Source organism: Pseudomonas sp. R151218B TE3479, assembly GCF_053629195.1.
In genome coordinates this window covers 1,444,578-1,469,653 of sequence record NZ_JBRJHV010000001.1, presented here as the reverse complement: position 1 = coordinate 1,469,653, position 25,076 = coordinate 1,444,578, and the positions used below count along the sequence as shown (strand labels likewise).

At 53.7% G+C, this 25,076-nt stretch carries 20 protein-coding genes; 14 read left to right on the top strand and 6 right to left on the bottom strand.

The window, feature by feature from the left end:
* Window positions 1-7 precede the first annotated feature (7 nt).
* The 6 genes from AB7M32_RS06595 to AB7M32_RS06570 all read left to right on the top strand — a co-directional run bounded on the left by AB7M32_RS06595 (window position 8) and on the right by AB7M32_RS06570 (window position 6,365).
* On the top strand, window positions 8-295 hold the full coding sequence (locus AB7M32_RS06595; RefSeq protein WP_060739575.1) for a twin-arginine translocase TatA/TatE family subunit: 288 nt from the start codon (window positions 8-10) through the stop codon (window positions 293-295).
* 10 nt (window positions 296-305) lie between these two features.
* A complete protein-coding gene (gene tatB, locus AB7M32_RS06590; RefSeq protein WP_454249440.1) occupies window positions 306-725 on the top strand; it encodes a Sec-independent protein translocase protein TatB in 420 nt (139 codons plus the stop codon).
* The gene (gene tatC, locus AB7M32_RS06585) at window positions 722-1,519 is read left to right on the top strand and encodes a twin-arginine translocase subunit TatC (protein ID WP_454249439.1); all 798 of its coding nucleotides are present in this window, start codon (window positions 722-724) and stop codon (window positions 1,517-1,519) included. The genes tatB and tatC overlap by 4 nt, the downstream gene beginning before the upstream one ends.
* Window positions 1,516-2,223: a 16S rRNA (uracil(1498)-N(3))-methyltransferase gene (locus AB7M32_RS06580; RefSeq protein WP_092203300.1), complete on the top strand. Its 708-nt coding sequence runs from the start codon at window positions 1,516-1,518 to the stop codon at window positions 2,221-2,223. The genes tatC and AB7M32_RS06580 overlap by 4 nt, the downstream gene beginning before the upstream one ends.
* A gap of 114 nt (window positions 2,224-2,337) precedes the next feature.
* Window positions 2,338-4,242, top strand: a complete 1,905-nt coding sequence (locus tag AB7M32_RS06575; protein WP_454249438.1) for a methyl-accepting chemotaxis protein — start codon at window positions 2,338-2,340, stop codon at window positions 4,240-4,242.
* A gap of 206 nt (window positions 4,243-4,448) precedes the next feature.
* Window positions 4,449-6,365 (top strand): methyl-accepting chemotaxis protein, encoded by a 1,917-nt coding sequence (locus AB7M32_RS06570; RefSeq protein WP_454249437.1) that lies wholly within the window; start codon window positions 4,449-4,451, stop codon window positions 6,363-6,365.
* A gap of 527 nt (window positions 6,366-6,892) precedes the next feature.
* On the opposite strand, the gene AB7M32_RS06565 is transcribed toward AB7M32_RS06570, so the two are convergent.
* On the bottom strand, window positions 6,893-7,330 hold the full coding sequence (locus AB7M32_RS06565) for a VOC family protein (protein WP_454249436.1): 438 nt from the start codon (window positions 7,328-7,330) through the stop codon (window positions 6,893-6,895).
* Between the two features lie 506 nt (window positions 7,331-7,836).
* Between AB7M32_RS06565 and AB7M32_RS06560 the strand changes: the two genes are divergently transcribed.
* From AB7M32_RS06560 to AB7M32_RS06540, 5 genes are all read left to right on the top strand, one after another.
* On the top strand, window positions 7,837-9,249 hold the full coding sequence (locus tag AB7M32_RS06560) for a phenylacetate--CoA ligase family protein (RefSeq protein WP_454249435.1): 1,413 nt from the start codon (window positions 7,837-7,839) through the stop codon (window positions 9,247-9,249).
* Window positions 9,189-10,715, top strand: a complete 1,527-nt coding sequence (locus tag AB7M32_RS06555; RefSeq protein WP_454249434.1) for an ATP-binding cassette domain-containing protein — start codon at window positions 9,189-9,191, stop codon at window positions 10,713-10,715. Before AB7M32_RS06560 ends, AB7M32_RS06555 begins: the two co-directional genes overlap by 61 nt.
* Window positions 10,716-10,862: 147 nt before the next feature.
* Window positions 10,863-11,804, top strand: a complete 942-nt coding sequence (locus AB7M32_RS06550; protein ID WP_454249433.1) for an ABC transporter ATP-binding protein — start codon at window positions 10,863-10,865, stop codon at window positions 11,802-11,804.
* Between the two features lie 2 nt (window positions 11,805-11,806).
* Window positions 11,807-12,595 carry an ABC-2 family transporter protein gene (locus AB7M32_RS06545; protein ID WP_454249432.1) on the top strand — a complete coding sequence of 263 codons (789 nt, stop codon included), beginning with the start codon at window positions 11,807-11,809 and terminating at the stop codon, window positions 12,593-12,595.
* The gene (locus AB7M32_RS06540; protein WP_454249431.1) at window positions 12,596-13,366 is read left to right on the top strand and encodes an ABC-2 family transporter protein; all 771 of its coding nucleotides are present in this window, start codon (window positions 12,596-12,598) and stop codon (window positions 13,364-13,366) included.
* Between the two features lie 212 nt (window positions 13,367-13,578).
* Here AB7M32_RS06540 and AB7M32_RS06535 read toward each other — a convergent pair whose 3' ends face one another.
* Window positions 13,579-14,514: an NAD(P)-dependent oxidoreductase gene (locus AB7M32_RS06535; RefSeq protein ID WP_454249430.1), complete on the bottom strand. Its 936-nt coding sequence runs from the start codon at window positions 14,512-14,514 to the stop codon at window positions 13,579-13,581.
* Entirely contained in the window at window positions 14,511-15,701 is a 1,191-nt protein-coding gene (locus tag AB7M32_RS06530) for an aminotransferase class I/II-fold pyridoxal phosphate-dependent enzyme (protein ID WP_454249429.1), read from the bottom strand. The genes AB7M32_RS06535 and AB7M32_RS06530 overlap by 4 nt, the downstream gene beginning before the upstream one ends.
* Before the next feature lie 507 nt (window positions 15,702-16,208).
* Here AB7M32_RS06530 and AB7M32_RS06525 point away from each other — a divergent pair.
* Window positions 16,209-17,195: an RHS repeat-associated core domain-containing protein gene (locus AB7M32_RS06525; protein ID WP_454249428.1), complete on the top strand. Its 987-nt coding sequence runs from the start codon at window positions 16,209-16,211 to the stop codon at window positions 17,193-17,195.
* Window positions 17,196-17,724: 529 nt separating this feature from the next.
* Complete coding sequence (locus AB7M32_RS06520; RefSeq protein ID WP_454249427.1) at window positions 17,725-18,066, top strand: DUF6124 family protein; 342 nt, start codon at window positions 17,725-17,727, stop codon at window positions 18,064-18,066.
* Between the two features lie 125 nt (window positions 18,067-18,191).
* Here the strand turns inward: AB7M32_RS06520 and srmL are convergent, their stop codons facing one another.
* On the bottom strand, window positions 18,192-19,319 hold the full coding sequence (srmL, locus tag AB7M32_RS06515) for a PheS-related mystery ligase SrmL (RefSeq protein WP_454249426.1): 1,128 nt from the start codon (window positions 19,317-19,319) through the stop codon (window positions 18,192-18,194).
* Window positions 19,320-19,725: 406 nt separating this feature from the next.
* Here srmL and AB7M32_RS06510 point away from each other — a divergent pair, with 406 nt between their 5' ends.
* Window positions 19,726-20,466 carry a hypothetical protein gene (locus AB7M32_RS06510; protein ID WP_454249425.1) on the top strand — a complete coding sequence of 247 codons (741 nt, stop codon included), beginning with the start codon at window positions 19,726-19,728 and terminating at the stop codon, window positions 20,464-20,466.
* Window positions 20,467-20,558: 92 nt separating this feature from the next.
* Here AB7M32_RS06510 and mdoH read toward each other — a convergent pair whose 3' ends face one another.
* Both mdoH and AB7M32_RS06500 read right to left on the bottom strand, forming a co-directional pair.
* Window positions 20,559-23,129: a glucans biosynthesis glucosyltransferase MdoH gene (mdoH, locus tag AB7M32_RS06505; RefSeq protein WP_072407405.1), complete on the bottom strand. Its 2,571-nt coding sequence runs from the start codon at window positions 23,127-23,129 to the stop codon at window positions 20,559-20,561.
* Window positions 23,122-24,894 carry a glucan biosynthesis protein G gene (locus AB7M32_RS06500; protein WP_072407467.1) on the bottom strand — a complete coding sequence of 591 codons (1,773 nt, stop codon included), beginning with the start codon at window positions 24,892-24,894 and terminating at the stop codon, window positions 23,122-23,124. The genes mdoH and AB7M32_RS06500 overlap by 8 nt, the downstream gene beginning before the upstream one ends.
* Window positions 24,895-25,076: the final 182 nt, after the last annotated feature.

The following is a 25,076-nucleotide window of genomic DNA, read 5'->3' as shown; positions in this document are numbered from 1 at the left end:
TAGCCACATGGGTATCTTTGACTGGAAACACTGGGTCGTCATCCTGGTCGTCGTGGTGCTGGTGTTCGGTACCAAGAAACTGAAGAACCTCGGCACCGATGTCGGCGAGTCGATCAAGGGTTTTCGCAAGGCCATGAACGATGACGAGAAACCGGCCGATCCGACGACAAACCAGGCTCAGCCCGCACAACCGACCCAACCGGTACACCCACAGGCCACTCAGCCTGTGAATGCGCCGAATACCATCGACGTGCAGGCCCAAAAAGTCGAAGAGCCCATCCGCAAAGACTCGTGAGCACTGACTAATGTTTGGGATCAGCTTCACTGAACTGCTGCTCGTCGGCCTCGTCGCCCTGCTGGTACTGGGCCCCGAGCGCCTGCCGGGTGCTGCGCGCACCGCCGGTCTCTGGATCGGGCGCCTGAAGCGCAGCTTCAATGCGATCAAACAGGAAGTTGAACGTGAAATCGGTGCCGACGACATCCGTCGGCAACTGCACAACGAACACATTCTGTCCCTGGAGCAGGAGGCGCGAAAAATCTTCACGCCCACCCAGCAGGAACCGACGCCAGTTCAGCCTGTGGCCGAACCGACGGTGCTTCCCCAAGCGCCAGAAGGTGGCGCGTCGGTGGCTGAACCGGCGCCAGTGTCACCGACGGTCGCGGATACAGCGCCGCCAGCTATCACTGCGCCTAACGATCCTACTTTGCCGCCGCGAGCCCCATGAGCGATATTCCTGAAAACGACCAGCCGATGCCGCTGGTATCGCACCTCACCGAGTTGCGCACCCGCCTGCTGCGTTGCGTCGCGGCGGTGTTCATCATCTTCGCCGGGCTGTTTTCCTTCACCCAGCAGATCTACACATTCGTCTCCACGCCACTGCGCCAGTACCTGCCGGTAGGCGCGACAATGATCGCCACCGACGTGTCGTCGCCGTTCCTGACACCATTGAAGCTGACGATGATGGTCTCGCTGTTCCTGGCGATCCCGGTGATCCTGCACCAGATCTGGGGCTTCATCGCACCGGGCCTGTACAAGCATGAAAAGCGCATCGCCGTGCCGCTGTTGGTGTCCAGCATCCTGCTGTTCTACACCGGCATGGCCTTCGCCTATTACCTGGTGTTCCCGCTGATCTTCAAGTTCTTCGCCGCCGCCACCCCGGCGGGCGTGGAGATGATGACCGACATCAGCAGCTACCTGGATTTCGTCATGACGCTGTTCTTCGCCTTCGGCGTGGCGTTCGAAATCCCCGTGGCCGTGGTGCTGCTGGTGTGGATCGGCGTGGTCGACGTGGCCTACCTGAAGAAGATCCGCCCCTACGTGATCATCGGTTGCTTCGTGGTCGGCATGATCCTGACTCCGCCGGACATTTTCTCCCAGACCCTGCTGGCGGTGCCGATGTGGCTGCTGTTCGAGATTGGCATCCTGTTCGGCGGCTTGGTGCGCAAGCGCCGGGAAGAAGTACCCGAGGACCAGCCGGTCGACGACCACAACGACCAGCCGCCAGCGACCCAGGCGTGAACCTGCTGCTGCTCGAAGAGGCCGATTTCATCGGGCCTGACCGCGTCATCCTGAGCGATCGGAGGTTGACCCACATGCAGGAAGTCCATCGCAGTGCCGTCGGTGACAGCCTGCGGGTCGGGCGCATCGGCGGGTTGATGGGCTCGGCCCAGGTGCTGCGCCTGGAGGCTCGCGAGGCCGAACTGCAGGTGACCCTCGACCAGCCGCCACCGGCCAAGTTGCCGTTGACCCTGGTGCTGGCGCTGCCGCGTCCGAAAATGCTCAGGCGAGTGTTCCAGACGGTCGCCACCATGGGCGTGCCGAGGGTGGTGCTGGTCAACAGCTATCGCGTGGAAAAGAGCTTTTGGCAGACGCCGTTCCTGGAGCCCGAGGCGATTCGCGAGCAATTGATCCTGGGCCTGGAGCAAGCCCGGGACAGCGTGCTGCCAGACATCATCATCGAAAAACGCTTCAAACCCTTCGTCGAGGACCGCCTGCCGGCCATCACGAACGGCACCCTCGGACTGGTTGGCCACCCTGGCAACCATCCGCCTTGCCCGCGAGCGCTAACGGAACCAGTGACCTTGGCCATCGGCCCCGAAGGCGGTTGGATTCCCTACGAGATCGACCTGCTGGGCAAGGCCGGCCTGCAACCGGTACAGCTGGGCGAACGGATCCTGCGGGTCGAGACTGCCGTTACGGCCCTGCTCGCACGACTGTTCTGAGCCCTTTGGTTTACCACGGTATTCCAAACGCATCTAACTCATTTCTCCTGTTATTCCTTTATGGGCCGATAGTGCTTTACACAAAGCAGTTCCGCCCTTCAAGGGAGTATCAGCATGTTCCAATGGCTAGGTAACGTAGGCGTTAATCGCAAACTTGGCTTCGGTTTCGGCCTAGTGCTGTTCTTAACCTTGATGATCGCTTTCACCGGATGGATCGGCCTGGGCCGCGTGATTGCCCACGGAGACATGCTCGGGCTCATTGCCAGCCTGAACGACCAGACCAAGGACCTGCGTACCGCGCGCATGGACTATTTTTCGACCCGCGGTGAAAAGGGCCCAGGGGAAATCAACGATCTGCTCGGAAAACTGGAGCCTGGGCTACAAACCGCCCGTCAATCGATCGAGCAGCCAGCCGACATGGTGCTCCTCGACAAACAACTGGGGGCTATCGCCGACTACAAGGTTGCGTTCGCCGATTTGACCCGTGCCATGGCCAGTCGCGAGGATGCACGCAGCAAATTGGGCGCCAATGCCGATAACGCCGTAGCCCGTGTCGCCAGCGTTGAAAACGCCATGCGGCAAAGCGCCGACGTTGCTCAATTCGACAGTGTGGTCAGCCTGAGCAAGGCCATCCAGCAAGCCCGCTATCAGGTTCGCGGCTACACCTACAGCGGCCAGGCCGACGCCGAACAGCCTGCCCTGGATGCCATCGATAGCGCGTTGAAAACCCTCGCCAGCCTGCCGGCCCAACTACCAGACGAACACGCCGCCAACCTGCGGCAGGCCAACGAATCGTTCAAGACTTATCGTGCAGTGGTCGGCCAGTTCCATGATGCCCAGACCGCAAGCGCTGCCGCGATCAAGCGCATGTCCGACTTAGGGGTGGTGCTACGCGAGGCCAGCGGAAATCTCACCCAGTCCCAGACCATCGTGCGCGACCATGAAGCCAGCGAAGCCAAGATTTTGCTGGCATCGGCCGCCGCGCTGGCCTTCCTCTTCGGCGTGATCGCGGCCCTGGCGATCACCCGGCAGATTGTCACCCCGCTGGAGCAGACCCTCAAGGTCGCCGAACGCGTGGCGGCAGGCGACCTGACCCACAACCTCAGCTCCGAGCGCCGCGACGAACTGGGCCAACTGCAACGGGCCATGCAGAGCATGACCGTGGGCCTGCGGCAACTGATCGGCGGCATCAGCGACAGCGTCACGCAAATCGCCAGCGCCGCCGAACAACTCTCCGCCGTCACCGAACAGACCAGCGCCGGGGTCAACAGCCAGAAAGTGGAAACCGACCAGGTCGCGACCGCCATGCACGAAATGACCGCCACCGTGCAGGAAGTGGCGCGCAATGCCGAGCAAGCGAGCGAAGCAACGGCCGCCGCGGACCAACAGGCTCGCGAAGGCGAAAAGGTGGTCGGCGAAGCCATCGCCCAGATCGAGCGCCTGTCCAACGCGGTGGGCAGCTCCACCGAAGCCATGGGCCACCTAAAACGCGAGAGCGACAAGATCGGTAGCGTTCTGGACGTGATCAAGTCCGTGGCCCAGCAAACCAACCTGCTGGCCCTCAACGCGGCCATCGAGGCGGCCCGGGCCGGTGAAGCCGGGCGTGGGTTTGCGGTGGTGGCCGACGAGGTGCGCAGCCTGGCCCAGCGCACCCAGAAGTCCACTGAAGAGATCGAGCAACTGGTTCTTGGCCTGCAGACCGGAACCGAACAGGTCGCGACCAGCCTGGACAACAGCCGCAGCCTGACCGACAGCAGCGTCGAACTGACCCGCCGTGCCGGCGGCTCACTGGAAAACATCACCCGCACCGTCTCGGCGATCCAGTCGATGAACCAACAGATCGCCGCCGCGGCCGAGCAACAGAGCGCCGTGGCTGAAGAGATCAACCGCAGCGTACTGAATGTTCGCGATGTGTCCGAGCAAACAGCCGCTTCCAGTGAAGAAACTGCCGCCTCCAGTGCCGAGCTGGCGCGACTGGGGGTTCATCTACAGACGCTGGTGGGACGCTTCAAGGTCTAAAAATGTAACCCCCGTGGCGAGGGAGCTTGCTCCCGCTTGGGCGCGAAGCGGCCACCAGCGCCGTCAGACTTTGCCACGGCTTCGCAGCCGAGCGGGAGCAAGCTCCCTCGCCACGGAAACGCATTACGTCTATTTTTCTACAGATCCCGCCCGAACCGCCGATACAGGCCAGATAAAACCAATCAGCGCTACAAGGGAGTATCAGCATGTTCCGGTGGCTTGCCCAGGGTCTGGGAAACGTAGGCGTTAATCGCAAACTCGGCGCAGGCTTCGGCCTGGTGCTGTTCCTCACCTTGATGATTGCATTCACCGGTTGGTCCGGCCTGGGCAATGTCATCAGCCGGGGCGACAAGCTGGGGTTCATTGCCAGTCTCAACGACTTGAGCAAAGACTTGAACCTGGCCAGCATCGACTACAACACCACGCGGGGCGAGAAAGGACCGCAGCCGGTCAACGACCTGCTGGGCAAGCTCGAAGAGGGCCTGAAGACTGCTCGCCTATTGATCGAACAACCGGCCGACGTGGCGCTGATCGATGCGCAACTGGCCGCCGTCGCCGAATACAAGGGCGCCTTCGCCCAGATGACCCGCGCCACCGTCAGCCGCGAAGATGCACGCAGCAAACTCGGCGCCAGCGCCGACAACGCCGTGGCCCGCGTCGCCGAAGTTGAAAAGTCGATGCTGCAAGCCGGCGACGTCACCCCGTTCAACAGCGTGGTCACCCTGAGCAAGGCCATCCAGCAAGCCCGCTACCAGGTTCGCGGCTACACCTACAGCGGCAAGAGCGACGCCCAGCAACCCGCCCTCGATGCCATCGACGTCGTCCTCAAACTGCTTGCGCGCCTGCCAGACCAATTGCCCCAGGAACACGCCGCCGGCCTGCAGCAGGCCAGCGACTCGTTCAACCTCTACCGCGCGGCGGTCGCTCAGTTTCGCGACTCGCAAATCGACAACGCCGCGGCCCTCCAGCGCATGAGCGAGCAGGGTCAGATACTGATGGATGCCAGCCAGAAGCTGACCGTGTCCCAGACAGCCGTGCGTGACCGCGACGCCGCCCAAGCCAAGATGATCCTGATCGTAGCGGCCGCCCTGGCGCTGCTGTTTGGCGTGATCGCTGCGCTGTTCATCACCCGGCAGATCGTGGGCCCCCTCGGCCAGACCTTGAAGGTTGCCGAACGCGTCGCCGCCGGCGACCTGACCCACAACCTCACCTCCGACCGTCGCGACGAACTGGGCCAACTGCAACGCGCCATGCAAAGCATGACCGTGGGCCTGCGACAATTGATCGGTGGCATCAGCGAAGGTGTGACCCAGATCTCCAGCGCCGCCGAACAACTCTCGGCCGTGACCGAGCAGACCAGCGCCGGGGTCAACAGCCAGAAAGTGGAAACCGATCAGGTCGCCACCGCCATGCACGAAATGACCGCCACGGTGCAAGAAGTCGCCCGCAACGCCGAGGAAGCCTCCGAAGCCGCCCTCGCTGCCGACCAGCAGGCTCGCGAAGGTGACAAAGTGGTTGGCGAGGCCATCGCCCAGATCGAGCGGCTGGCCAAGGAAGTGGGTAACTCCACCGCCGCCATGGGGGATCTGAAGCGTGAAAGCGACAAGATCGGCAGCGTCCTGGACGTGATCAAGTCCGTGGCCCAGCAAACCAACCTGCTGGCCCTCAACGCGGCCATCGAAGCGGCCCGCGCCGGTGAAGCCGGGCGTGGTTTCGCGGTGGTGGCCGACGAAGTCCGCAGCCTGGCCCAGCGCACCCAGAAGTCCACCGAAGAAATCGCAGAACTGATTGTTGGCCTGCAAAGCGGCACCGAACAGGTCGCGACCATCATGGACAACAGCCGCAGTCTGACCGACAGCAGCGTCGAACTGACCCGCCGCGCGGGAGGCTCGTTGGAGAACATTACTCGCACGGTTTCGGCGATCCAATCGATGAACCAGCAGATCGCGGCCGCGGCCGAACAGCAGAGCGCCGTGGCCGAAGAAATCAACCGCAGCGTGCTGAACGTACGCGACGTGTCAGAGCAAACTGCATCGTCCAGCGAAGAAACCGCCGCCTCCAGCGCCGAACTGGCCCGGCTGGGCGTGCACTTGCAGACGTTGGTGGGACGATTCAGGGTCTAGGGGGCGAACAAGGACCGGCAGCCGTCAACGAACGCCTGGGCAAGCTCCAAGAGAGCGTACAAGCGGCCTGATCGTGGACTCGTGAAACGAAATCGGCCAGGTCGCGGCGATCCAGGCGATGAACCGGCAGACCGCCGCCGCGGCCGAGCAGCAGAGCCCTGTGGTTGAGGAATCAATCGCAGTGTGCTGAACGTCCGCGATGTGTCCGAACAGGGCTCCGCCGCCAGTGAAGAGACTGCTTCCAGCGCCGAACTGGCTCGGCTTGGGGGGCATTTGCAGCCGTTGATAGGGTGGTTCAAGGTTTAGCGGAACCTTTCGCGGGTGTTGCATATTCGGGTGGGTCTATATCCGCCGCTGCGGTAACGGCCACTTCGAAAAACTCGAATACCGGCCCGACGAAATTAACCAAAACGCGTTTACCCCTCGCCCCCCGCCTAGGCGGAGCAATGCCCTCACTGCAGCATCGCTCCGGGCTGCCGGATAGGACCATTCATGGCCCATTCGGATGTCTCAGCCCTATTCGCACCTCAAAGTTCGTCTCGTGGCAAAGGTCTGCAGCCTAAATCCTGAGCAAAGCGAAGCAAATAACCGTCTGGATCCTGCACAAGGAAATTGCTCTCTCCTTGAAGCCGTTTATTTTCCCTATACCAAAATTCCTCTATGGGCTTTCGCAACGTATGCCCGGATAGCACGAGCGTTCTCGCCAAAGCGTTGACATCAGGGCATTCGATTGAAAGGTTTATCCCGCGTCCATAAGGTTTTTCAAGCGGCTCAACTCGCCAGGGTGATACATCGGGACGGCCCTGCTCCAACATCAATTGACTTCCATGATATGAAATGAAAGCAAAGCCGTCTTCCGGCCTTTCGTACTCAATATTAAAACCGATCACTTTGCAGTAAAACTTAAGGCTATATTTAATATCAGAGACTATCATCTCTGGCAGAAGCGCATTGAAGTCAACCATAAAACCCCTTCCTCCTTGAATTAATTAACTCAGCCAAAAACCATTATTGGCCACACCCAGGAAAACCCCTTTTTACCGAATTCACTCCTTGAAGAGTCAGTTTTTCCCAGGTAGAAAATGTAGACGACTATCAAATCAAAGAAAATCCTTTGCTTTGTTTCTAATTAAGACAGACACAACTTGACATCGCATGTAACAAATCAAAAAAGTTACAAACCAAGTCTGAAATAAATTTTATACTTTTCGATTTGCGAATATTTATAGTTTTCCTTAGATTCGCCTCCGCCCAAAAACGGAGTAGAACATGACCGAAATTATTATTAGCTCCGACCAACCCACCGGATTGGTTTTGAATGAGCGTAAAGCTATATCTCCTTTACCCATTGGCATGTTCACTGATTGCCGATGCATCCTCCGCGCCCGGTTCTAAAATAACTTCGAATCAACAACTTTCTTCATACAGCCCCAAAATCCAAACTACGACTCAGCACAGGCAGACTAGGAAAATGGACAACTACGTCGCGACAGAAGAAACTTATGACTGGAAGCGAGAACACGGCACTTCACCAACGATAAAAAAAATGGCACACCAAGTGCGCATGCGAGGTACCGACAATCAAATACTTCAAGGCAGAGCCTTGGGGCTCTGGTCCAAGAACGCAGAACAAATGAACACTTTTTTGCGTCAATCAGTGGAGGACATAAGAAAATATCAGTTACTGAAAATAAAAAATCTGGTCGATAATGCCTTCGCAAACGTCCCCTTCTATCGTGAACTTTATACCGCCTGCGGCTACGAACTTGGGAGTATCTCCAGCTTCTCAGACTTCGAACGACTTCCCATCGTAAACAAGGCCCTCCTCAATAGCTTTGAACCAAGCAAGATAGTCAACGACGCTGAACACCTCGAGCATGCCAACACCTCTCGCACATCAGGGTCCAGTGGAAATCCGTTCACCGTATACAGCGATGATAACGACATCATCCTCGACCACTTACAAGTGCTCCGCTTCTACAATTCATGCTTGAAAACTCCGTTACAAGAGCGCGATTGGATATATCTGCTCCATCACGAAGGCTTGGCGTTCTCTTCCCTTCATGGCAAATATAGAACGTTTCAACTACCAGACCTGCTACCTGACACACCGTTAGGCGAACACCTGTCCTATCTGCGTCCCAGGTTACTTGTAACACTGCCAAGCTACCTTCCTTTGATACTTCAACACAAAGAACATGTGAAAAGCAGTGGGGTGGAGGCTATCTTGACTAATTCCGAGTCCAGTACTCAGCAAGAGCGTGACTATTATTCTAAAGCGCTAGGTCTCCCAGTGTATGACGAGTACAGCTCCGAAGAAATAGGAATGATCGCGACCCAATGCACTCACGGCAATTATCACGTCATTGAGGACGGTGTGTATTTGGAAATTGTGAATGCCGACAGCCGGGGCTTCGGTAATGTCATCTGTACGGATCTCAATAATGAGCTTATGCCATTGATTCGATTCGATCATGGGGATGTGGCCAAAAAAAATAATTCTAATAGCCTTTGCGGATGCGGCAGCGCATGCACCTCTTTGGAAGAAATAAATGGTAGACGCGACGACACCTTTCGCACTCGGGGATTGGAGGTCGTTCCAAGCGCTTCGCTGTTGGCCGCTATAGATGACATATTGATTACACCTGACAAGACCTTGAAGCAATTCCGCCTGATACAAAAAAACTCAGAGACCGTAGAGTTGATTACCCAATATTCAGGCGCCCCGCATAAAAACATGCCGGAAATATTACAGGAGCTAAGGGATCGAATTTCCTTTTTGTTTGGCTATTCAATTACGCTGCTACATCGAGAGGTACATGAGTGGCCCGTGCAGAACTCCTACAAACGCAGAAGCATCGTTCGGGAATGGAAAATCAATTAAATATGTCTCTGATCAAGGTGATGAACGCCTCTTTATCCATTCACGCAAAAACACTTTTCTCGGATCTGAACCTGACCATTAACAGAGGCGACCAACTGGGAATCGTTGGAGATAACGGTGCCGGAAAAAGCTCACTGCTTCGCAGCATCGCGAAACAACAAGATGAACATGGAGGCGACATAATACATGCTCGAGGATTACGCTGTCTCTACGTAGAACAGGGATACCCAGCTCAATGGAACGAGTCAACTGCGGTTGAAATATTGGAAAATAGTTTATCTGACGCAACGAAAGAGCAATGGAAAGTCAGCTATACCCTTGAGCTGTTTAACTTTCCAGAAGGCTACCGAGCACTTCCATTCGGCCAACTAAGTGGCGGCTGGAAAAAAATAGTAATGATTGCCGAAGCGGCAATCTTGCAACCAGATGTATTGCTACTGGATGAACCAACAAACCATCTGGACCGTTCCCACATAGAAAACCTAATTCGTTTGCTTAGGGAAAAACATATTGCAGATACATTTGCAGTGGTCAGCCACAACCGTGATTTCCTGGATTTAGCTACGAAGAGTACGCTTTTTCTTCATAACCAGCGTTTTTCTCACTTCAAAACCAGTTTCACTCATGCAAGAAAACTGCTTTCAGAACAGGAGCAGGCATTGTCTGAATACAGATCAATCAAATTCAATGAAATTCAAAGGTTAAAGAAAAGTGCACACTTCCAACGTCAACTGGGTGTAAATAATCATAGTGACAATGCTTCTCAAAAGGCAAAAAAAATAGAGCGCAGGGTCAAAAGCCTTGAAGCCCACATGCCCATCGCGAAAATTTTTCGCAAACAAGACATTACGTTGGCCGCAGATGAATTAAATGTAAAAAAAATTCTCCAGATAGAAAACCTCAAGTTATATTCAACCACAGGGAATTTTCTTTTTTCCGTAAAATCGCTTGTCATCAACAGAGGCGATCGAATCGTTATTACTGGAAAAAACGGCTCCGGCAAAAGCACCTTGTTAAGGGCCATTATTGACGGCACGGCCACGGAGATAAAGCGCAATCCCTCCATAAGAATAGGCACTCTTGACCAAGAGCTCTCTGCATTACCAAAAGCATCCAGCGCACTGGAGTTCTTCTCAAGCAATTTTGAAATTGATCAGCAGCAAGCAATCAATAAACTCGCCTCTGCGGGATTCTCCTATCTGAATACTCAGAAAAAAATTGGACAACTCAGCTACGGCGAGCGCAGTCGACTCGCTCTATTGGCTTTGAGCTTGAACAACTCAAATTTTTTAATTCTTGATGAACCTACAAACCACTTGGATATAAAGTCCCAGGAGGCATTGGAAAGCGAAATCCAGCGCTTGAATCCCGCTGCGATAATAGTTTCCCACGATGCCAGGCTTATTGAAAACATTGGAAATCGCCACTTTGAAATCACCGATGGCGTACTTAAAGAATGTTACTAGCGCACGAGCACACCGAGTAGTAGTCCACACCTCGCCCCTGCTAAACATTCTAGACACTAGCACAGACCTATATCATCTATGAACGATTTAATCAGTTTGAAGTCAGTCTGCAAAAATTATTCTCTAGCCAGAGAAACTAGAGGTCTAATGGCATGGAGCAAGCAATTAGTAAAACCGCAATATGACATATTTCAGGCGTTGGACTCGATAGAGCTCACTATTAAAAATGGCGCCGCCGTTGGATTTATTGGACCAAACGGAGCGGGCAAATCCAGCTTGATCAAGATACTGTGTGGAATACAAAAACCTTCATCCGGACAAGTAAGAGTCCTCGGCTGCGACCCAAGTCTTCGTGAAAAAAAATTTCTTAAACAAATAGGAGTGGTCTTCGGCCATAAAACATCACTCTGGTGGGATCTACCAGTCAAAACAAGTTTTGATACCTATAAAGAAATTTATGGTATTGCAGACACTGACTACCTGCGTCGGCTTTCAGAACTATCCGATGCTTTGAATCTGGTTAAGATCCTTCACAAACCCGTTCGCAACTTAAGCTTGGGCGAACGAGTAAAATGCGAGCTAACCCTTAATCTCTTGCATTCTCCAAAATTGATTTTTCTGGATGAGCCAACGGTCGGACTGGACGTGACGTCCAAATATGAAATACGCAGATACCTGAACCACGAAAGAAAAACAAACAATCTTTCGGTCTTTCTAACGAGCCATGACCTCGGCGATATAGAAGCCTGTTGCGACGACGCCATTATCATAGACAAAGGACGCATTCGCTTTGACGGTTCCATGCGCGAATTAAGCAGGACTTTCAGGACTAATGTAAAACTAACCGTAAGCACTCAGGATATGACTAGTAGCGAGAAAGGGCTTCTGGCATTCAAAAAAGCCATTGAAAACTTTCCAGAGTTCAGCATTCTTAATGATGGATCAAACCAAATTTCCTACATAGTACCACGATCATCAATCAGCGCCATTTTCAGCCTATTCAAAGAAGGACTCTACGACTTGGAAGTCTCCTCATTGGATTTTGAGAATAGCGTAGTTAATCTCTTCAAAACCTGGTCTGATGAGTAATCATGAAAGTTACCGCTTATTACAAGCTCATCCAAACGGGGTTGCTCTCGGCGTATCGAGACAGGTCCATGTTAATAACCGACCTACTCATCGCCACGGGCGTGCCATTTTTTATACAGTTTGCTATATGGAGTTTTGTTTACCACGGAGGTACCGCAGAAACACTTCCGCAATATACGTTAAAGGAAACCTATCTTTATTATGTTGCGGTGCTAGCGCTCAATCGATTGAACAACACCTACGACCTGATTTTTAGAGTCTCCACAAATGTACATGAGGGGCAACTGGAAGGTATTTTCATTAAGCCTATAAGTTATTTTAAGTACAACCTGTTTATTTTCCTGGGTGAAAGCATTCTTTATTATGTTCCAATACTGATTATCGCTGCTTTCGTCATGATTTCAGGCTCTATAGGCCCAGGCGTCATAGGCTTCATAATATTGAGCCTGATCAATCTGTTGTTCTGTTTTCTACTCGGTTTCTTAATGGCTCTGTCTACGTTTTGGCTAACTCGCCCCGATATGACACTCAGTTTCCAAGCTATTTTGGCGAACGTCATTGGTGGAACGTTGCTTCCGTTGTCGTATTGGCCGGAATTTCTTCAGCCTTTGATGCGATATAATCCATTTAGATTACTCATTAGCGGTCCAGCAGAATTCTTGCTGCGCCCAAGCAGTGAATTACTTATAGAGCTCTTAAGTCTTTATGCTGTCTGGTTTCTGATTATGTTGGCGGCCTGCAAGATCGCCTTTAAATTAGCTAGCAACCGGTACTCGGGAGCAGGAGGTTAAATGCACGTACTCATATTGATCAGAAACGCGGCAAAAGAAGCGGGCAAATACAAAACCAATCTTTTCGGCAGCACGCTTGCGCTTGTAACACTTTACACTTTACAGTTTGTTTTTTTTGATGTCATCAGTACTTTCGTTATCACTGACGAAATCAACACCAACTGGTTACTCATTTTCTTCATGTCATACACGTTGGGAGGTTTGCTAACCAGCTTCTTTAGTTCCGCTATTGCCGGTTTTTTTCGGCAGCTCACACAGGGCCGGATTGACATGTTGCTGGTGCGACCCGTTAACCTGCTGACACTGATTTTATTCCGCTGGTGCCAAGTTCATTATTTATGGAGCGCATTACTCATGACGGCCATTTGCGGGCTTTCGAATAAAATAGATTTTTCACCATTCTTAGCGAATCCATTAAACTCTGGTTTGTATTTGCTTGTTATGCTGATGGGAGTGGTCGCAAGCGTTACCTTTATTATGGCGCTAAACTCTTTTTCATTTGTTACCCAGCGCGACCTACCCGTCGACTATATTCATTCGTCCATTTTTACGTTTGCGCTGTTGCCCGCGACATTCTATTCCAAGATATTGCTATATTTTTTGATCGCAGCCTTGCCAATGATCGTATTTGCGTCTGTTGCATTAGATGCTTTGTTTAATGGACCCACGCTGTTCGTATCAGCCTTTATTATGGTGGTAACCCTCACGTTTTTTGTTACCATCAAGCAGGTTTACAATCTATTTAGACGATTCGACAGCATCGGCGGATGACAGATAGCGATTAGACAGCGGAGGTTTTAAATCAAGCCCATGAAAGCGTTACCTCATGGGCTGGTTAAAGGAAGTCTGGATAACAAATCGGGGGCGTCAACGACGCCCCCAAGTTTACCTTTATATAGTTTAAGTCACAGCTAGAGCCATTCTTATCAGAACACTCGCTTACGAAGCCGGGTAGCTGTGCCCATGCCCTTCAGTATCTACCTTCAGGGAAAATCGATAACTTGCCTCACCGCCTTGGCAAAGATAGCACTGATTGTTCCTTGCTCTTGCGCGGCCAAGTGAGACGTTACCACTAGGTTTTTAGTAGACAGCGAAAGCAGGCCATACGGATCTTTAAATTGACCTTTATTTTCTACCCACTCATTGTAATAACCATCGATATAGCAAAACGCTTCCGGGCGAGTACAAAGAAAGTCTTTAAGCGCCACTGGACAAATGATCCAAGGACTGGACACATTAAAGATTTTAATGGTTGGGCTCGCACTTTTCAATACATCCTCATTAATCAAATATCGCGTTTCAGGACCCCCTGCAAGATGAACGCATACAACGTCCATAGTGCCCACAATGTCCTTCACAGATGCATACCTCATGCTCAGATTTTTTTCAATTTCGGGCTTTCTAGTTCGAGACCAGTAGGTCATTCTCGAACAACCACGTAGGTGCAGCTGATGCGCCATCTCGGTGCCAATAGCCCCCATCCCCACAAACCCGACGCTCAAGTCTGATAGGGTAGGTCTGGGTATTTGAATCCAGCGCCCCCCCTCCTTCACGCCCTCAATACTTTCAGGAACCTTTGCCAGGCAAATGGTGAGCATGGCCAATGTAAATTCTGTCACCGCCTTGACATTCATATGAGGAGTATTGGTCAGGTGTATGGATTTTTTTGTAGCGTAGTCAATATCCACAAAACCTGCTATCCCCGTCCCCATGACGACCACGTGCCTCAGTTGAGTGGCCTTATCAATCAATCGAACCGATAAATACTCCGGGCCGCCCAAAATATAAGCGTGCACCTCTGGTAATAGCTCTAAAAGCTGTTGCTCGTTAACAGGACGTCTAATATGGATGGGCTCGATGTTGTTTGGAAATACCGCTTTATCGATGTCAAAATCCCCTGTAATCAGGACCTTTTTCATTCTGAAACCTTCTCTGCAGTGTTGATTCTATTGGCCGGCTCCAGTTCGAGTAAAGCTTGCCTCAAGCGTGAAATAGAATGATCGAACTGATCATCAGGCTTCAATAAAGCAATTCTTATACGGTCGCTCCCTGAAACCTCATGGCTGCTCCAATAGAAATACCTTCCTGGCAGTACGGCCACATCATAAGTTGCTAGGTAGTCAGTCAACTCAAGATCCGAAAGACCCGTTTGCTTTATGTTAAGCCACATGACCGTCATAACCGACTGCGGATGTTCTGCATCAACGTAAACCCTTGTCCCTACGAGCTGCGAGCGGACCATTTCCGAGTTTTTGGTAATAATCGAATGCATGTAAGCGAGGCCGCCTTTTCTCAATGTCGCCTCAATAAATTCGATGATTACTCTGAGTGTAAAACTTGAACAGCAAAGATAGATCTCCTCGTATATGGTTCTGATATCCTGAGCCAAATCATCGCTGTATGAAAGCAGACTGGCTTTGGCATCCAATGTCGGCCACTGTTTGCCGGTATCCTCTAGAACGATAAACGATGCATTCTTTTCAAGCAGAAGCGCATACTCGTCGAGCGGAGCTTTATGGCAAAAGCGAAAGGAGGTGTCGAGTATTAATACTATATTGAGCCTGCAACACAGATCAGTGATATTTTCCATCATGACCGCGTCGAAGACGAAACCTGTGGGATTATTCGGATTGACGATGAACAGAGCATTCAGACCTTTGTCTCGAATGACTTTCTCTAATAGCTCTATGTCGTAGAACATTTTTTCCGGAAGAGCTTCAAGTTCGACTTCCCTACGTCGGAGTAGTTGAGCGAGGTTATCAAATGTCGGTTCGATCAAACCGATTTTAAACTTTTTTGAACGCGCCCATGCACCCACTATATCTATACTGTTTGACGCAGTGGGACAGACCGAAAAATATTTGTGTCGCTTTAAACCCGCCAGCGCGAAATAATCTGCAAAAATATCTTTAAAGGCCATTTCCATTTGTGGGATAGAGGTCTCGACCGCAGCATCCCATAAATCCGGCAAATTGAATAACACGCCTCTAAAATGCTTCTTCGCGGAAATATAACTATGACCGTCTGCAAGGTTATACTTTACCGACAGCCCAAAAACCTCATGTTCAGTGAGGCTCTGGTTTTTGTAATCAGGCAAATAATTCATCAGACTTCCACCGGGTAATTTCAAATATTAACCTAACCTTAGTTTCCTGATTTGCCCTCCATGACGTGCCGAACCTTAATAACCAGACGTCTACATGTAAAGTTCATCTACCAATAACTAGTTATCTAAATATGTCCTACTTTTACCACCCTGAGCGGAGCAATACCTCAAGAAATGTATTTTGTAACATTGCTTGCTCGCACAGTTGCGAACCTTGAAATTAAAACACTATGGTCAATTGCGTTTTGCCAGCACTCATATAGTCAGTAACAGTAGTTTTTTAAAAAAATACCCCCGTTAGCATCTCTAAATATATCAAAGCAACACCTTGTATATCTTTAGCTTTCTGAAGTCTGCCATTACAGCCTTCCAGCCCATTATCTTCAAAGAAGGCGCTTGATATTTTTAAGTGACACGTTACATCCAGAAACCTAACAGTTCTGATAGTAGACAACCTGTTCATATAGACAGAGACTGAATGAGTCGTCTGGCTTCTGGAAAATGATCATGGATACCACTCCTGACCGGCTTCTTATTGAATATCGATACGATGCGCTCGATCGCTTGGTCGGCTACGTGCCCAGCGATCAGTCCCAGGGCAGTCGTTTTTATCAACGAGACCGGCTGACTACGGAAATCCAAGGCCCCCTTCAGCTTCAGATTTTTCAAGGCATGGAAGGGCTATTGGCGGAAAGCCACAATGGCAACAGCCAGGTCACTTCGTTGTTGATGACCGACCAACATGGCACTGTGCTGACAGCCTTCGGCAGGAGATCAGCTTACACACCGTACGGTCATCGTCCGAAGGCGGGAGGTTTGACCAGTATTATGGGCTTCAACGGCGAACGGGCTGATTCAACCACTGGTCACTACCTGCTGGGAAACGGACACCGTGCTTTCAATCCGCGCCTCATGCGCTTCAACAGTCCCGACAGCTTGAGCCCCTTTGGGAAAGGTGGCTTGAATAGCTATGCGTATTGCGGGGGTGACCCGGTCAACCGTAGCGATCCCACGGGAAGATGGTTTGGATGGGCTTGGTTTACCAGTAATCTTGTCCAAATGGCTGCTGATTACCTGCCCCCTTTAATCCCCCAACGAGTCACAAGGTGGATCCCGGGAATAGAAAATCCCACGTTAGGGTGGTGGGCTAAACATATTCACAACGTGAGCAGTTTTTCTTCGTCGGCTAGTTACATACCCGTGAGCTTGATTGACAATGTGGCTTTTACTGAAACTCGCTATGGCATAACTTTAGGCATCCATTTGGGGATTACGGCCGTTTCCGTTGTCAGCGGTACTGTGTTGACTCTGCACAAAGCAGCTATTAGGGGGAGAGAACTAGTGCAGCTCACGGCATCTCGAACTCTTGGGGATTTAGCCAACGCTTCCGCAGGCGTCGCCTCTCCAACCCCAGGGCGTTCAAGCCCGCAGGCATCAGGGCAAGCGAGGGTAATGACAACTGCTGATGAGATACGAAGAGGCAACCTGACCTAAGGACAACAATGTATGACGATGGAAAACAAGTCAGTCCATCGGCGTGTTCATCCGTTCCCCTGCCACGCCACCCGGCATGCGGGTACGCTCCCCCATTCGGCCGCCCTCATGCAGTTGCGCTTCACTTCGTTCGCTGGGGTCAGCTTACGGCGGGACTCTCACCCCACACGTTTGCACCAATGCTAGGGGCACCAAAACTCGCCCTTCAGCACAAGGCCACACAACCTTGCGCCATTGCCTACAACTACGCCAGAATCCGCCGGCTTGTACGCCTTGGGCCTGGGCTTTAACGTTTGCGGGTCGCTGTCAGTTCAGCGATCGGGTTTAGCAGCCTGGACATCCTAGACGTACGCTCTCCACATGCATGAGCAGGCTTCAGCGCTTGCGCATCTATGCCATGGCGGTTGTGCGTGGGAGACCTTCGGGTCTGCCGGGTTCTAGGGTCCCGGTCTGCTAACCCGCGTACAGTCGCCACCATTCTCGTTTAGCAGCGATATCTGGCGGCTCCACTACCCTAGGAGCGTCAACCATGTACAAGGTCATACCCAACCCACCCGAACCAGAAGCAGACCCCAAGAAACTCCAGGAAGCCTCTGATCGCGCGCTCGATTACTACCTGAACCCCAAACAGGCCAAATCCGAGAATAAACCATCGCCAGGCCAGCTCTTCACCATCGTCGACGGCATCGACACCGAAAGCCTGCTGGCCAACCTCAGCGAAACCCTGGCTTCAGCCGATGCCATGGTCAGCGACCTTGCGTTCGACCTGAAAGGCTCACGACGCCATGTTGCCCTCGGCATCCTGCAACTGATCGAACTGAGTGGTTTGTTGGCGAATCGACTATTGGATAACGTCAACCCGCAGCACTGACCAACATCGTCACAAAACTCAGGGACCACAAAGAAACAACTCGCCCAACAAAAAGCCCCGCGCTCTTCCAGAAGCGGGGCTATTTTGATTATCTGAGAGACGGAACCAGCACGTTGGCGAGTGCATCAACGTGCCGTCAAGTCCATTCGGTATCCTCCCCCCGGAGCGCCTTCGTGCAACGCCGACTGAATCCTTTCATACAAAGCATTGGCCTCCGCAGTCGTTATTGACCGAGAACAATCACGCAGTACGACGCGCAGTAGAACATTCTCCTGATGGGCCAGAAGGCCAAGTCGCTCAATAGCTTGGGGTGGCAACTCAGACGAAACCCAACGTCCTTTGATCTGCATTTCCTCGATCCAGCCAGAACAGTCCCCGGCCGCCTGAAGCATCCTCTCCGTCAGCACCTCCTCGCTCAATCCAGGAGACACCGCCACCGAAATATCTCGAGAAATCGAAGGCAAGCGCGAAACGGCGCTCCATGGCCGCAGATCTTGCATTTGGGCCTGCACCCGTTCGTTAGAGTCTCGCAACAAACGGATATCTGGAATGCCCTTGCGTAGCATCGTCAACCGATCCAGGCCCATTCCCAACGCTAGTCCACCATGGCTCCGAGGATCAATTTTCAATCGCCTCAGTAGCGAAGTGGCGATGAGGCCGCATTCGAGTACTTCAACATTGGCGCCGTCGTTCAATACATTCACTTCGATTCCACCCTCGGTGTAGTGATGCGGGCTGTCGCTGTAGACCCAAGGCTTATCGGGTACCGCAGCGCCGAGAATATCGCCGACCAGACGCAACAGATGCTCACGATCCGAAAGTTCTGGATCGCCCAGAACCCAAACATCCATTTGATGCGGTTCGGCGCAATGCCACCTATCCCGACTGTCGCGGCGAAATGTGATGCCCGGAGCGGCGAGCAGGATCATTTCCCCCGTCTTGCGCTCTTGAGCAGCCAGTTGAAGGGCGACGGGAATCTGGCTGGTGGTTTGCGTGCGCAATAGCGAATGTTCGTTCACCCAGCGCGTGTGTTCACTGCCCAAGGTGATCTCTGCCGGGTCGTAGCCCAGTAGCCCATAGTTGTCTTCGGCAGACACGATACGCGGGCCAGTCTGAACACGTGCCCGAGGCCAGCCGTTACGAATCAATCCCTCGACAATCTCATCGACCATCAGCCGAACCGCGTGGACGGGTGTATGTGTTTCCGTCAGATCTGTTACGGACAGCGCCTGCTGGAGAGCTGCATCAGACAAATATTTTTTGTACCTGCCATTTCCGACCCCTTAGTTTAAAACATCAAACGAACAGCAATAAAACCTATCAACACTAGACCACCCAAACAACGCCAGCGGGTCATTTACTTAAATTTCAGAAAACTGCTACAGACACTTCCCACACAAATAGCCTCTTCGCAGCCAACAAACAAAAAAACAGCACAGCCCACTCTAAAAAACTCAAAAACCTATTCCATACATTAGAAATACTTGAATTAATCACACACTTTTTGGAGAGGAAGAATTCTGGGTCATTGCAGACTCACAGGAATTCCTTGATGAATGCAGTAATCAAGGATTAAACACTGCGCACATTCACGAGCTCAGGACTCTTCCTCGAAATAGCATAATTTTCTCGTTCAGCGACAACGCGGCCAAGCTCACGTTGGAGATTGCCAAGGCCACCCCAGTCAAGAAGAGCGTTTTCTGCGCAGCACAGGTCTTCGATCCATCTTTCAGTAGCGCGAACTACGGTTTGCACTTACTGCTTAACAGCGATTTCAAAAGAGCCTTAGAAAGACAGCGTTTCTTTTTAAACATGCTTAACTCCTATGACTCATTTCTCCTCTCAGGCGAAGACACTTTCGGAAACGTCACACTCAACCGCCAGGCTGAGCCCTACGCGTTGATAGAGGAGGACATTTCAGAGAACTTCATACACTCAGCAGCCGAATTTTTCGAATTGCACTATGCCCACATAAACACTCATGAACGCTGCCCGTTCTGCTTGAACGGAAAACTTAAGATTTCTGGAATCTTAACGGTATTAAGAAAAGCCAACCCACAATTACCCAATAACATTCGAGCCAGGCTTGAGCTGTTATCAGACTCGGTAGCCAAGACGGGAGGATTTCTGACAGTCGTGGCAAACAAGGTCACGTCTTTACAAGCCGACAACGAGGAGCATATCGAAACATTGAGATTAGCTGCCGGGGTTCGAGGACTCGGACTCACCGAATTCGCCATCGGCGTCAACGAAGAAATAGCAGCCTGCATAGATTACAAGGTCAACTCTCAAATGAATGAGGGCATCAACGGTGTCCACTGGGCTATCGGGGATGGTTCCAGCAGCTTTCACATTGACTTCCTCAGTCCAGACGTCAATGCCACTCCAGTTGTTCAATAACGTTAGTCACTCGAAATCTGGAAGTCCCAAGTACAAAATCCATAGGCCAACAAAAAGCCCCGCTTCCTTCCAGAAGCGGGGCTTTTTGCGGATCAGGCCACTTGAGGCTGCACGCTCACCGGCTGTAGCGGTAGCAGCGGTGCATGAGGGTCGGCCTTGACCGACTCACGCCATGCCGCCAGCCACTCGGGATGCGCCTCGCTCCAGACCTGCTCGTGCAGGCGAGACAAGGCCACCGGGTCGCTCAGCAGGGCCAGCCGCTCGGCGTTGCTGAGACCGGCAGGGCCGACCTTCAGGGCGTGACGAACGCGTTCGACTCGCAGCCATTCGATCGGCTCGGCCTTGCCGTGACGCGAGGTCGCCAGCGCATACGCCAAGGCGTTCTGTTGTGGATCGACCACCGCCCGGATGAAACCGTCGTTCAGGGCATGCCAACGGTTCTCATGGGTGTACTGGTCAGTCGACAGCAGTTCCTGCGGCGGTGCGTATTCCTCAGGGATCAGGAACAGGCTTTCATCACGGGATTTCAAGCCCAGGCCTACGCGGCTGGAGATCACCGAAACCGGAATCGACAGCATCAGCGAACCCACGATCGGCACCAGCCACCAGAGGAAGCTCGGGTTCAACCAGATCACCAGCAAGGCCCAGAAGAAGCCCAGCAAAGTCTGTGGGCCGTGGCGCTTGACCGCTTCGCTCCATGGCGTGGAGTCATCGTCCCGCTTGGGCGAATTCCAGGTCGCGGCCCAGCCCAGGAAAGCGGCGAGCACGAAGCGGGTGTGGAAGATCATCCGAACCGGCGCCAGCAGCATGGAGAACAGCATCTCCAGCAGCATGGACAACGTCACCTTGAACTTGCCACCGAACGCCTTCGCCCCTTTCGCCCATATCAGTACGATGCTCAAGAGCTTGGGCAGGAACAGCAGCACGATGGTGGTCGAGAACAGGGCGATGGCCTTCTCCGGATGCCATTGCGGCCACAAAGGATAAAGCTGGCGTGGCTCGAGGAAGTACTGTGGCTCCATCAAGGTGTTCACCGCCAGCAGCGCGGTGGACAGCACCAGGAAGAAGAACCACAGCGGCGCCGACAGGTAGGACATCACGCCGGTCAGGAACACCGCACGGTGCACCGGGTGCATGCCCTTGACCAGGAACAGCCGGAAGTTCATCAGGTTGCCGTGGCACCAGCGACGGTCACGCTTGAGTTCGTCCAGCAGGTTCGGTGGCAGTTCTTCGTAGCTGCCCGGCAGGTCATAGGCAATCCACACGCCCCAGCCGGCACGACGCATCAGCGCGGCTTCGACGAAGTCGTGGGACAGGATCGCGCCGGAGAACGCGCCTTTACCCGGCAACGGTGCCAAGGCGCAGTGATCGATGAACGGCTTCATGCGGATGATCGCGTTGTGACCCCAGTAATGGGATTCGCCCAACTGCCAGAAGTGCAAACCGGCAGTGAACAACGGACCATACACCCGGGTGGCGAACTGCTGCATGCGCGCATACAGCGTGTCCATGCCCGATGCCCGCGGCGCGGTCTGGATGATGCCGGCGTCCGGCGTGGCTTCCATCAGGCGCACCAGGCTGGTCAGGCATTCGCCGCTCATCACTGAGTCCGCGTCGAGCACGACCATGTACTTGTAGTCGCTGCCCCAACGACGGCAGAAGTCGTCGAGGTTGCCGCTCTTGCGTTTCACGCGACGGCGACGACGGCGGTAGAAGATCTTGCCGAACCCCCCGGTTTCACGGCAGACATCCAGCCAGGCCTGCTGTTCGGCCACGCAGATATCGGTTTCGTTACTGTCGCTGAGCACGAAGAAGTCGAAGCGATCCAGGTCGCCGGTGGCGGCCACCGACTCGAAGGTCGCGCGCAAACCGGCGAATACCCGCGGCACGTCTTCGTTGCAGATCGGCATCACCAGCGCAGTGCGGGCGTCCTTGGGAATGGGCTCGTTGCCGGCGCTGGCGCCGGAGATGCGGTATTTGTCATGGCCGGTGAGCAATTCGAGAAAGCCCATCAGTGCCGTCCAGAAACCCGCCGACACCCAGCAGAACAGGATCCCGAACAGAATCAGGATGCTGGTCTGCAACGCATATGGCAGCACTTGCGTGGCCGTCTGCAGCAGCGGTTGGTGCAAGACTTCGTCCAGATCCACCAGCGACCAGCCCTGGTACGGCATGATGCCTTTCATGTACCAACCGGCAACGATGGTCTGGCCGAGCATCAGGATCAGCAGGATGTAGCGGCGGATCGAACCCACGGTACGCCAGCGTGCATGAGGCAGCACGCGCTCATCCTTGGGTGGCTTCGGCGGGTTGGTACGCCCGGTCAGGCGCCGCCAACCGCGCACCAGGATATTGGTGCGCCACGGTTCCGGCACGACCTTGGTCCGACGAATCGGCGGCGTCGCCTTCAAGCAAACCCGGCCGTTGGCATCGAGGGCCAGCATTTCGGCGTCCTCGAGTTCCTCGGCGGTGCTCAGCGTCAGGCGGCGGCCCACCGAGGCTTGCGCCGCCTCGTTGGGTGCGTCGAATGTCGAAGAAGCCAGGCGCTTGTGCAATTCGCTGAATGACGTGCAGCCCGCCAGCTCGGCGCGCTGCTCGTCGGTCATCGGCAAATGGGCCAGATACTCACTGAGAGATTCTGGTTGTACGGACGTATTACTCATCGGCAGGCAACTGGTAGCTCCAGGTCTCGGTCAGGACTTGTTCAGTCTGTTCCGGTTCCTGTGGGGTTGGGGTCGGCTCGGCGGCGGCGGTGGACGACTTGACGGCCTTGGCCTCTTTCTGCTCGCCGGCCTGCTCGTTGGCTTGCTCTTTTTCGCTCTGCTGCTTGGCGACCTTGTCGGCCTTGGCCAGCGTGGTCACGGAATGTGCGGTGGCTGGCAGCTCGACAGGGACAAGCGGCCTGACCAATGCGGCACGCATCTCGGTCGCTTTGCTCGGGTCCTTGATCTTCAGGCGCAGCGTCAGGCGCCAGCCCTTGGTTTCAGGGTTGTAGCGCACGCTGTTCTCGACGATCTCGGCGTTGTCGCCAACGCTCACCTGGCTACGCACCTCGGCCTCTTCAGGCAGCGCTTGCAGGGAAGGCCCTTCGAAATCCACCAGGTAGGCCACGCTGCCGTCCGGTTGACGGATCAGGTTGGACTGCTTCACGTCACCGGTCGAACGCAGGGTCTGCTTGACCCAGGCGCTGTCTGGCGAGTGCAGGTTGGCTTCGTCGAGGGTCCAGTGCAGACGGTAGGCGAAGTCCAGTGGCTGGCCTGGCTCAGGCAGTTTTTCCGGGCTCCAGAACGCAACGATGTTGTCGTTGGTTTCGTCGGCGGTAGGGATTTCAACCAGATCGACAGTCCCTTTGCCCCAATCGCCTTTCGGTTCGATCCAGGCGCTTGGGCGTTTTTCGTAACGGTCATCCAGATCTTCGTAGTGGCTGAAGTCACGACCACGTTGCAGCAGGCCGAAACCACGCGGGTTTTCTACCGAGAAGTTGCTCACGGCCAGGTGTTTCGGGTTGTTCAGCGGACGCCAGATCCACTCGCCGTTGCCGGCATGGATGGACAGGCCGCTGGAATCGTGGAGTTCACGACGGTAGTTCAGCACCTTGGATGGCTGGTTGGCGCCGAACAGGAACATGCTGGTCAACGGGGCGATGCCCAGCTTGTTGACACGATCACGCAGGAACACCCGTGATTTCACGTCGACAACGGTGTCGGTGCCCGGACGCACGGTCAGGCGATAGGCGCCAGTGGCCCGTGGCGAATCCAGCAGGGCGAAGATCACCAGGTGCTTGTCGGTCGGTTTCGGACGCTGGATCCAGAACTCGCGAAAGCGCGGGAACTCCTCACCGGATGGCAACGCGGTGTCGATGGCCATGCCACGAGCGGACAAGCCGTAGACCTGGCCCTTGCCGATGACGCGGAAATAACTCGCGCCGAGCATGGTCATGATTTCGTCTTGCTTGTCGGCCTTGTTGATCGGGTACAACACGCGGAAACCGGCGTAGCCCAGCTGTTCGGTGGCCTTGGGATCGAACTTCACGTCGCCGAAATCGAAACGTGTCGGGTCGTACTTGATCTCGTCGACGGTGGTCGCGGTGATTTCGTTGATCTTCACCGGCGTGTCGAAATGCATGCCCTGGTGATAGAAGGACAGCCGGAACGGGGTCTTCTGGTCGGCCCATTCAGCTTTTTCGGTGCGGAAACGAATTTTCTGATAATCGGCGAATTTCATTTCGCGGAATTCGTTCGGCAAATTGCTGCGCGGGGCTTCGAACTTCTGCCCGGCCAATTCTTGTGCCTTCGCCGATACATCATCCAGGCTGAATGCCCACAGTTGGCCCGCGCCGAACAGGCACAACAGGGCCGAGCCCGTTACCAGGGCGCTTCTCAACCGTTTGGCAGTCATTTTTGGTGCATTACAGGGACTAACAATCACGAGCAACCCTCGCCGAAAACTGATCAAAAAACCAACGGCCAGATAAAGTATCTGCACGGTAACGGTGCTGAAAAACCGCTCCTGCGGACCACTCTTGCCAAGTTGGCGAGCATTGTTCCGACTCCGACGGGGCAAAATGATTCCCCAAACGGTCCAGGACAACTCTCTACCTAAGTCAAATG

Bases quoted from the DNA above. Each gene is read 5' to 3' on its own strand.
- AB7M32_RS06575 (WP_454249438.1), top strand. From the start codon at position 2,338: ATGTTCCAATGGCTAGGTAACGTAGGCGTTAATCGCAAACTTGGCTTC.
- AB7M32_RS06560 (WP_454249435.1), top strand. From the start codon at position 7,837: ATGGACAACTACGTCGCGACAGAAGAAACTTATGACTGGAAGCGAGAA.
- AB7M32_RS06535 (WP_454249430.1), bottom strand. From the start codon at position 14,514: ATGAAAAAGGTCCTGATTACAGGGGATTTTGACATCGATAAAGCGGTA.
- AB7M32_RS06540 (WP_454249431.1), top strand. From the start codon at position 12,596: ATGCACGTACTCATATTGATCAGAAACGCGGCAAAAGAAGCGGGCAAA.
- AB7M32_RS06570 (WP_454249437.1), top strand. From the start codon at position 4,449: ATGTTCCGGTGGCTTGCCCAGGGTCTGGGAAACGTAGGCGTTAATCGC.
- AB7M32_RS06520 (WP_454249427.1), top strand. From the start codon at position 17,725: ATGTACAAGGTCATACCCAACCCACCCGAACCAGAAGCAGACCCCAAG.
- AB7M32_RS06530 (WP_454249429.1), bottom strand. From the start codon at position 15,701: ATGAATTATTTGCCTGATTACAAAAACCAGAGCCTCACTGAACATGAG.
- AB7M32_RS06550 (WP_454249433.1), top strand. From the start codon at position 10,863: ATGGCATGGAGCAAGCAATTAGTAAAACCGCAATATGACATATTTCAG.
- AB7M32_RS06545 (WP_454249432.1), top strand. From the start codon at position 11,807: ATGAAAGTTACCGCTTATTACAAGCTCATCCAAACGGGGTTGCTCTCG.
- mdoH (WP_072407405.1), bottom strand. From the start codon at position 23,129: ATGAGTAATACGTCCGTACAACCAGAATCTCTCAGTGAGTATCTGGCC.
- tatB (WP_454249440.1), top strand. From the start codon at position 306: ATGTTTGGGATCAGCTTCACTGAACTGCTGCTCGTCGGCCTCGTCGCC.
- AB7M32_RS06525 (WP_454249428.1), top strand. From the start codon at position 16,209: ATGGATACCACTCCTGACCGGCTTCTTATTGAATATCGATACGATGCG.
- AB7M32_RS06595 (WP_060739575.1), top strand. From the start codon at position 8: ATGGGTATCTTTGACTGGAAACACTGGGTCGTCATCCTGGTCGTCGTG.
- AB7M32_RS06565 (WP_454249436.1), bottom strand. From the start codon at position 7,330: ATGGTTGACTTCAATGCGCTTCTGCCAGAGATGATAGTCTCTGATATT.
- tatC (WP_454249439.1), top strand. From the start codon at position 722: ATGAGCGATATTCCTGAAAACGACCAGCCGATGCCGCTGGTATCGCAC.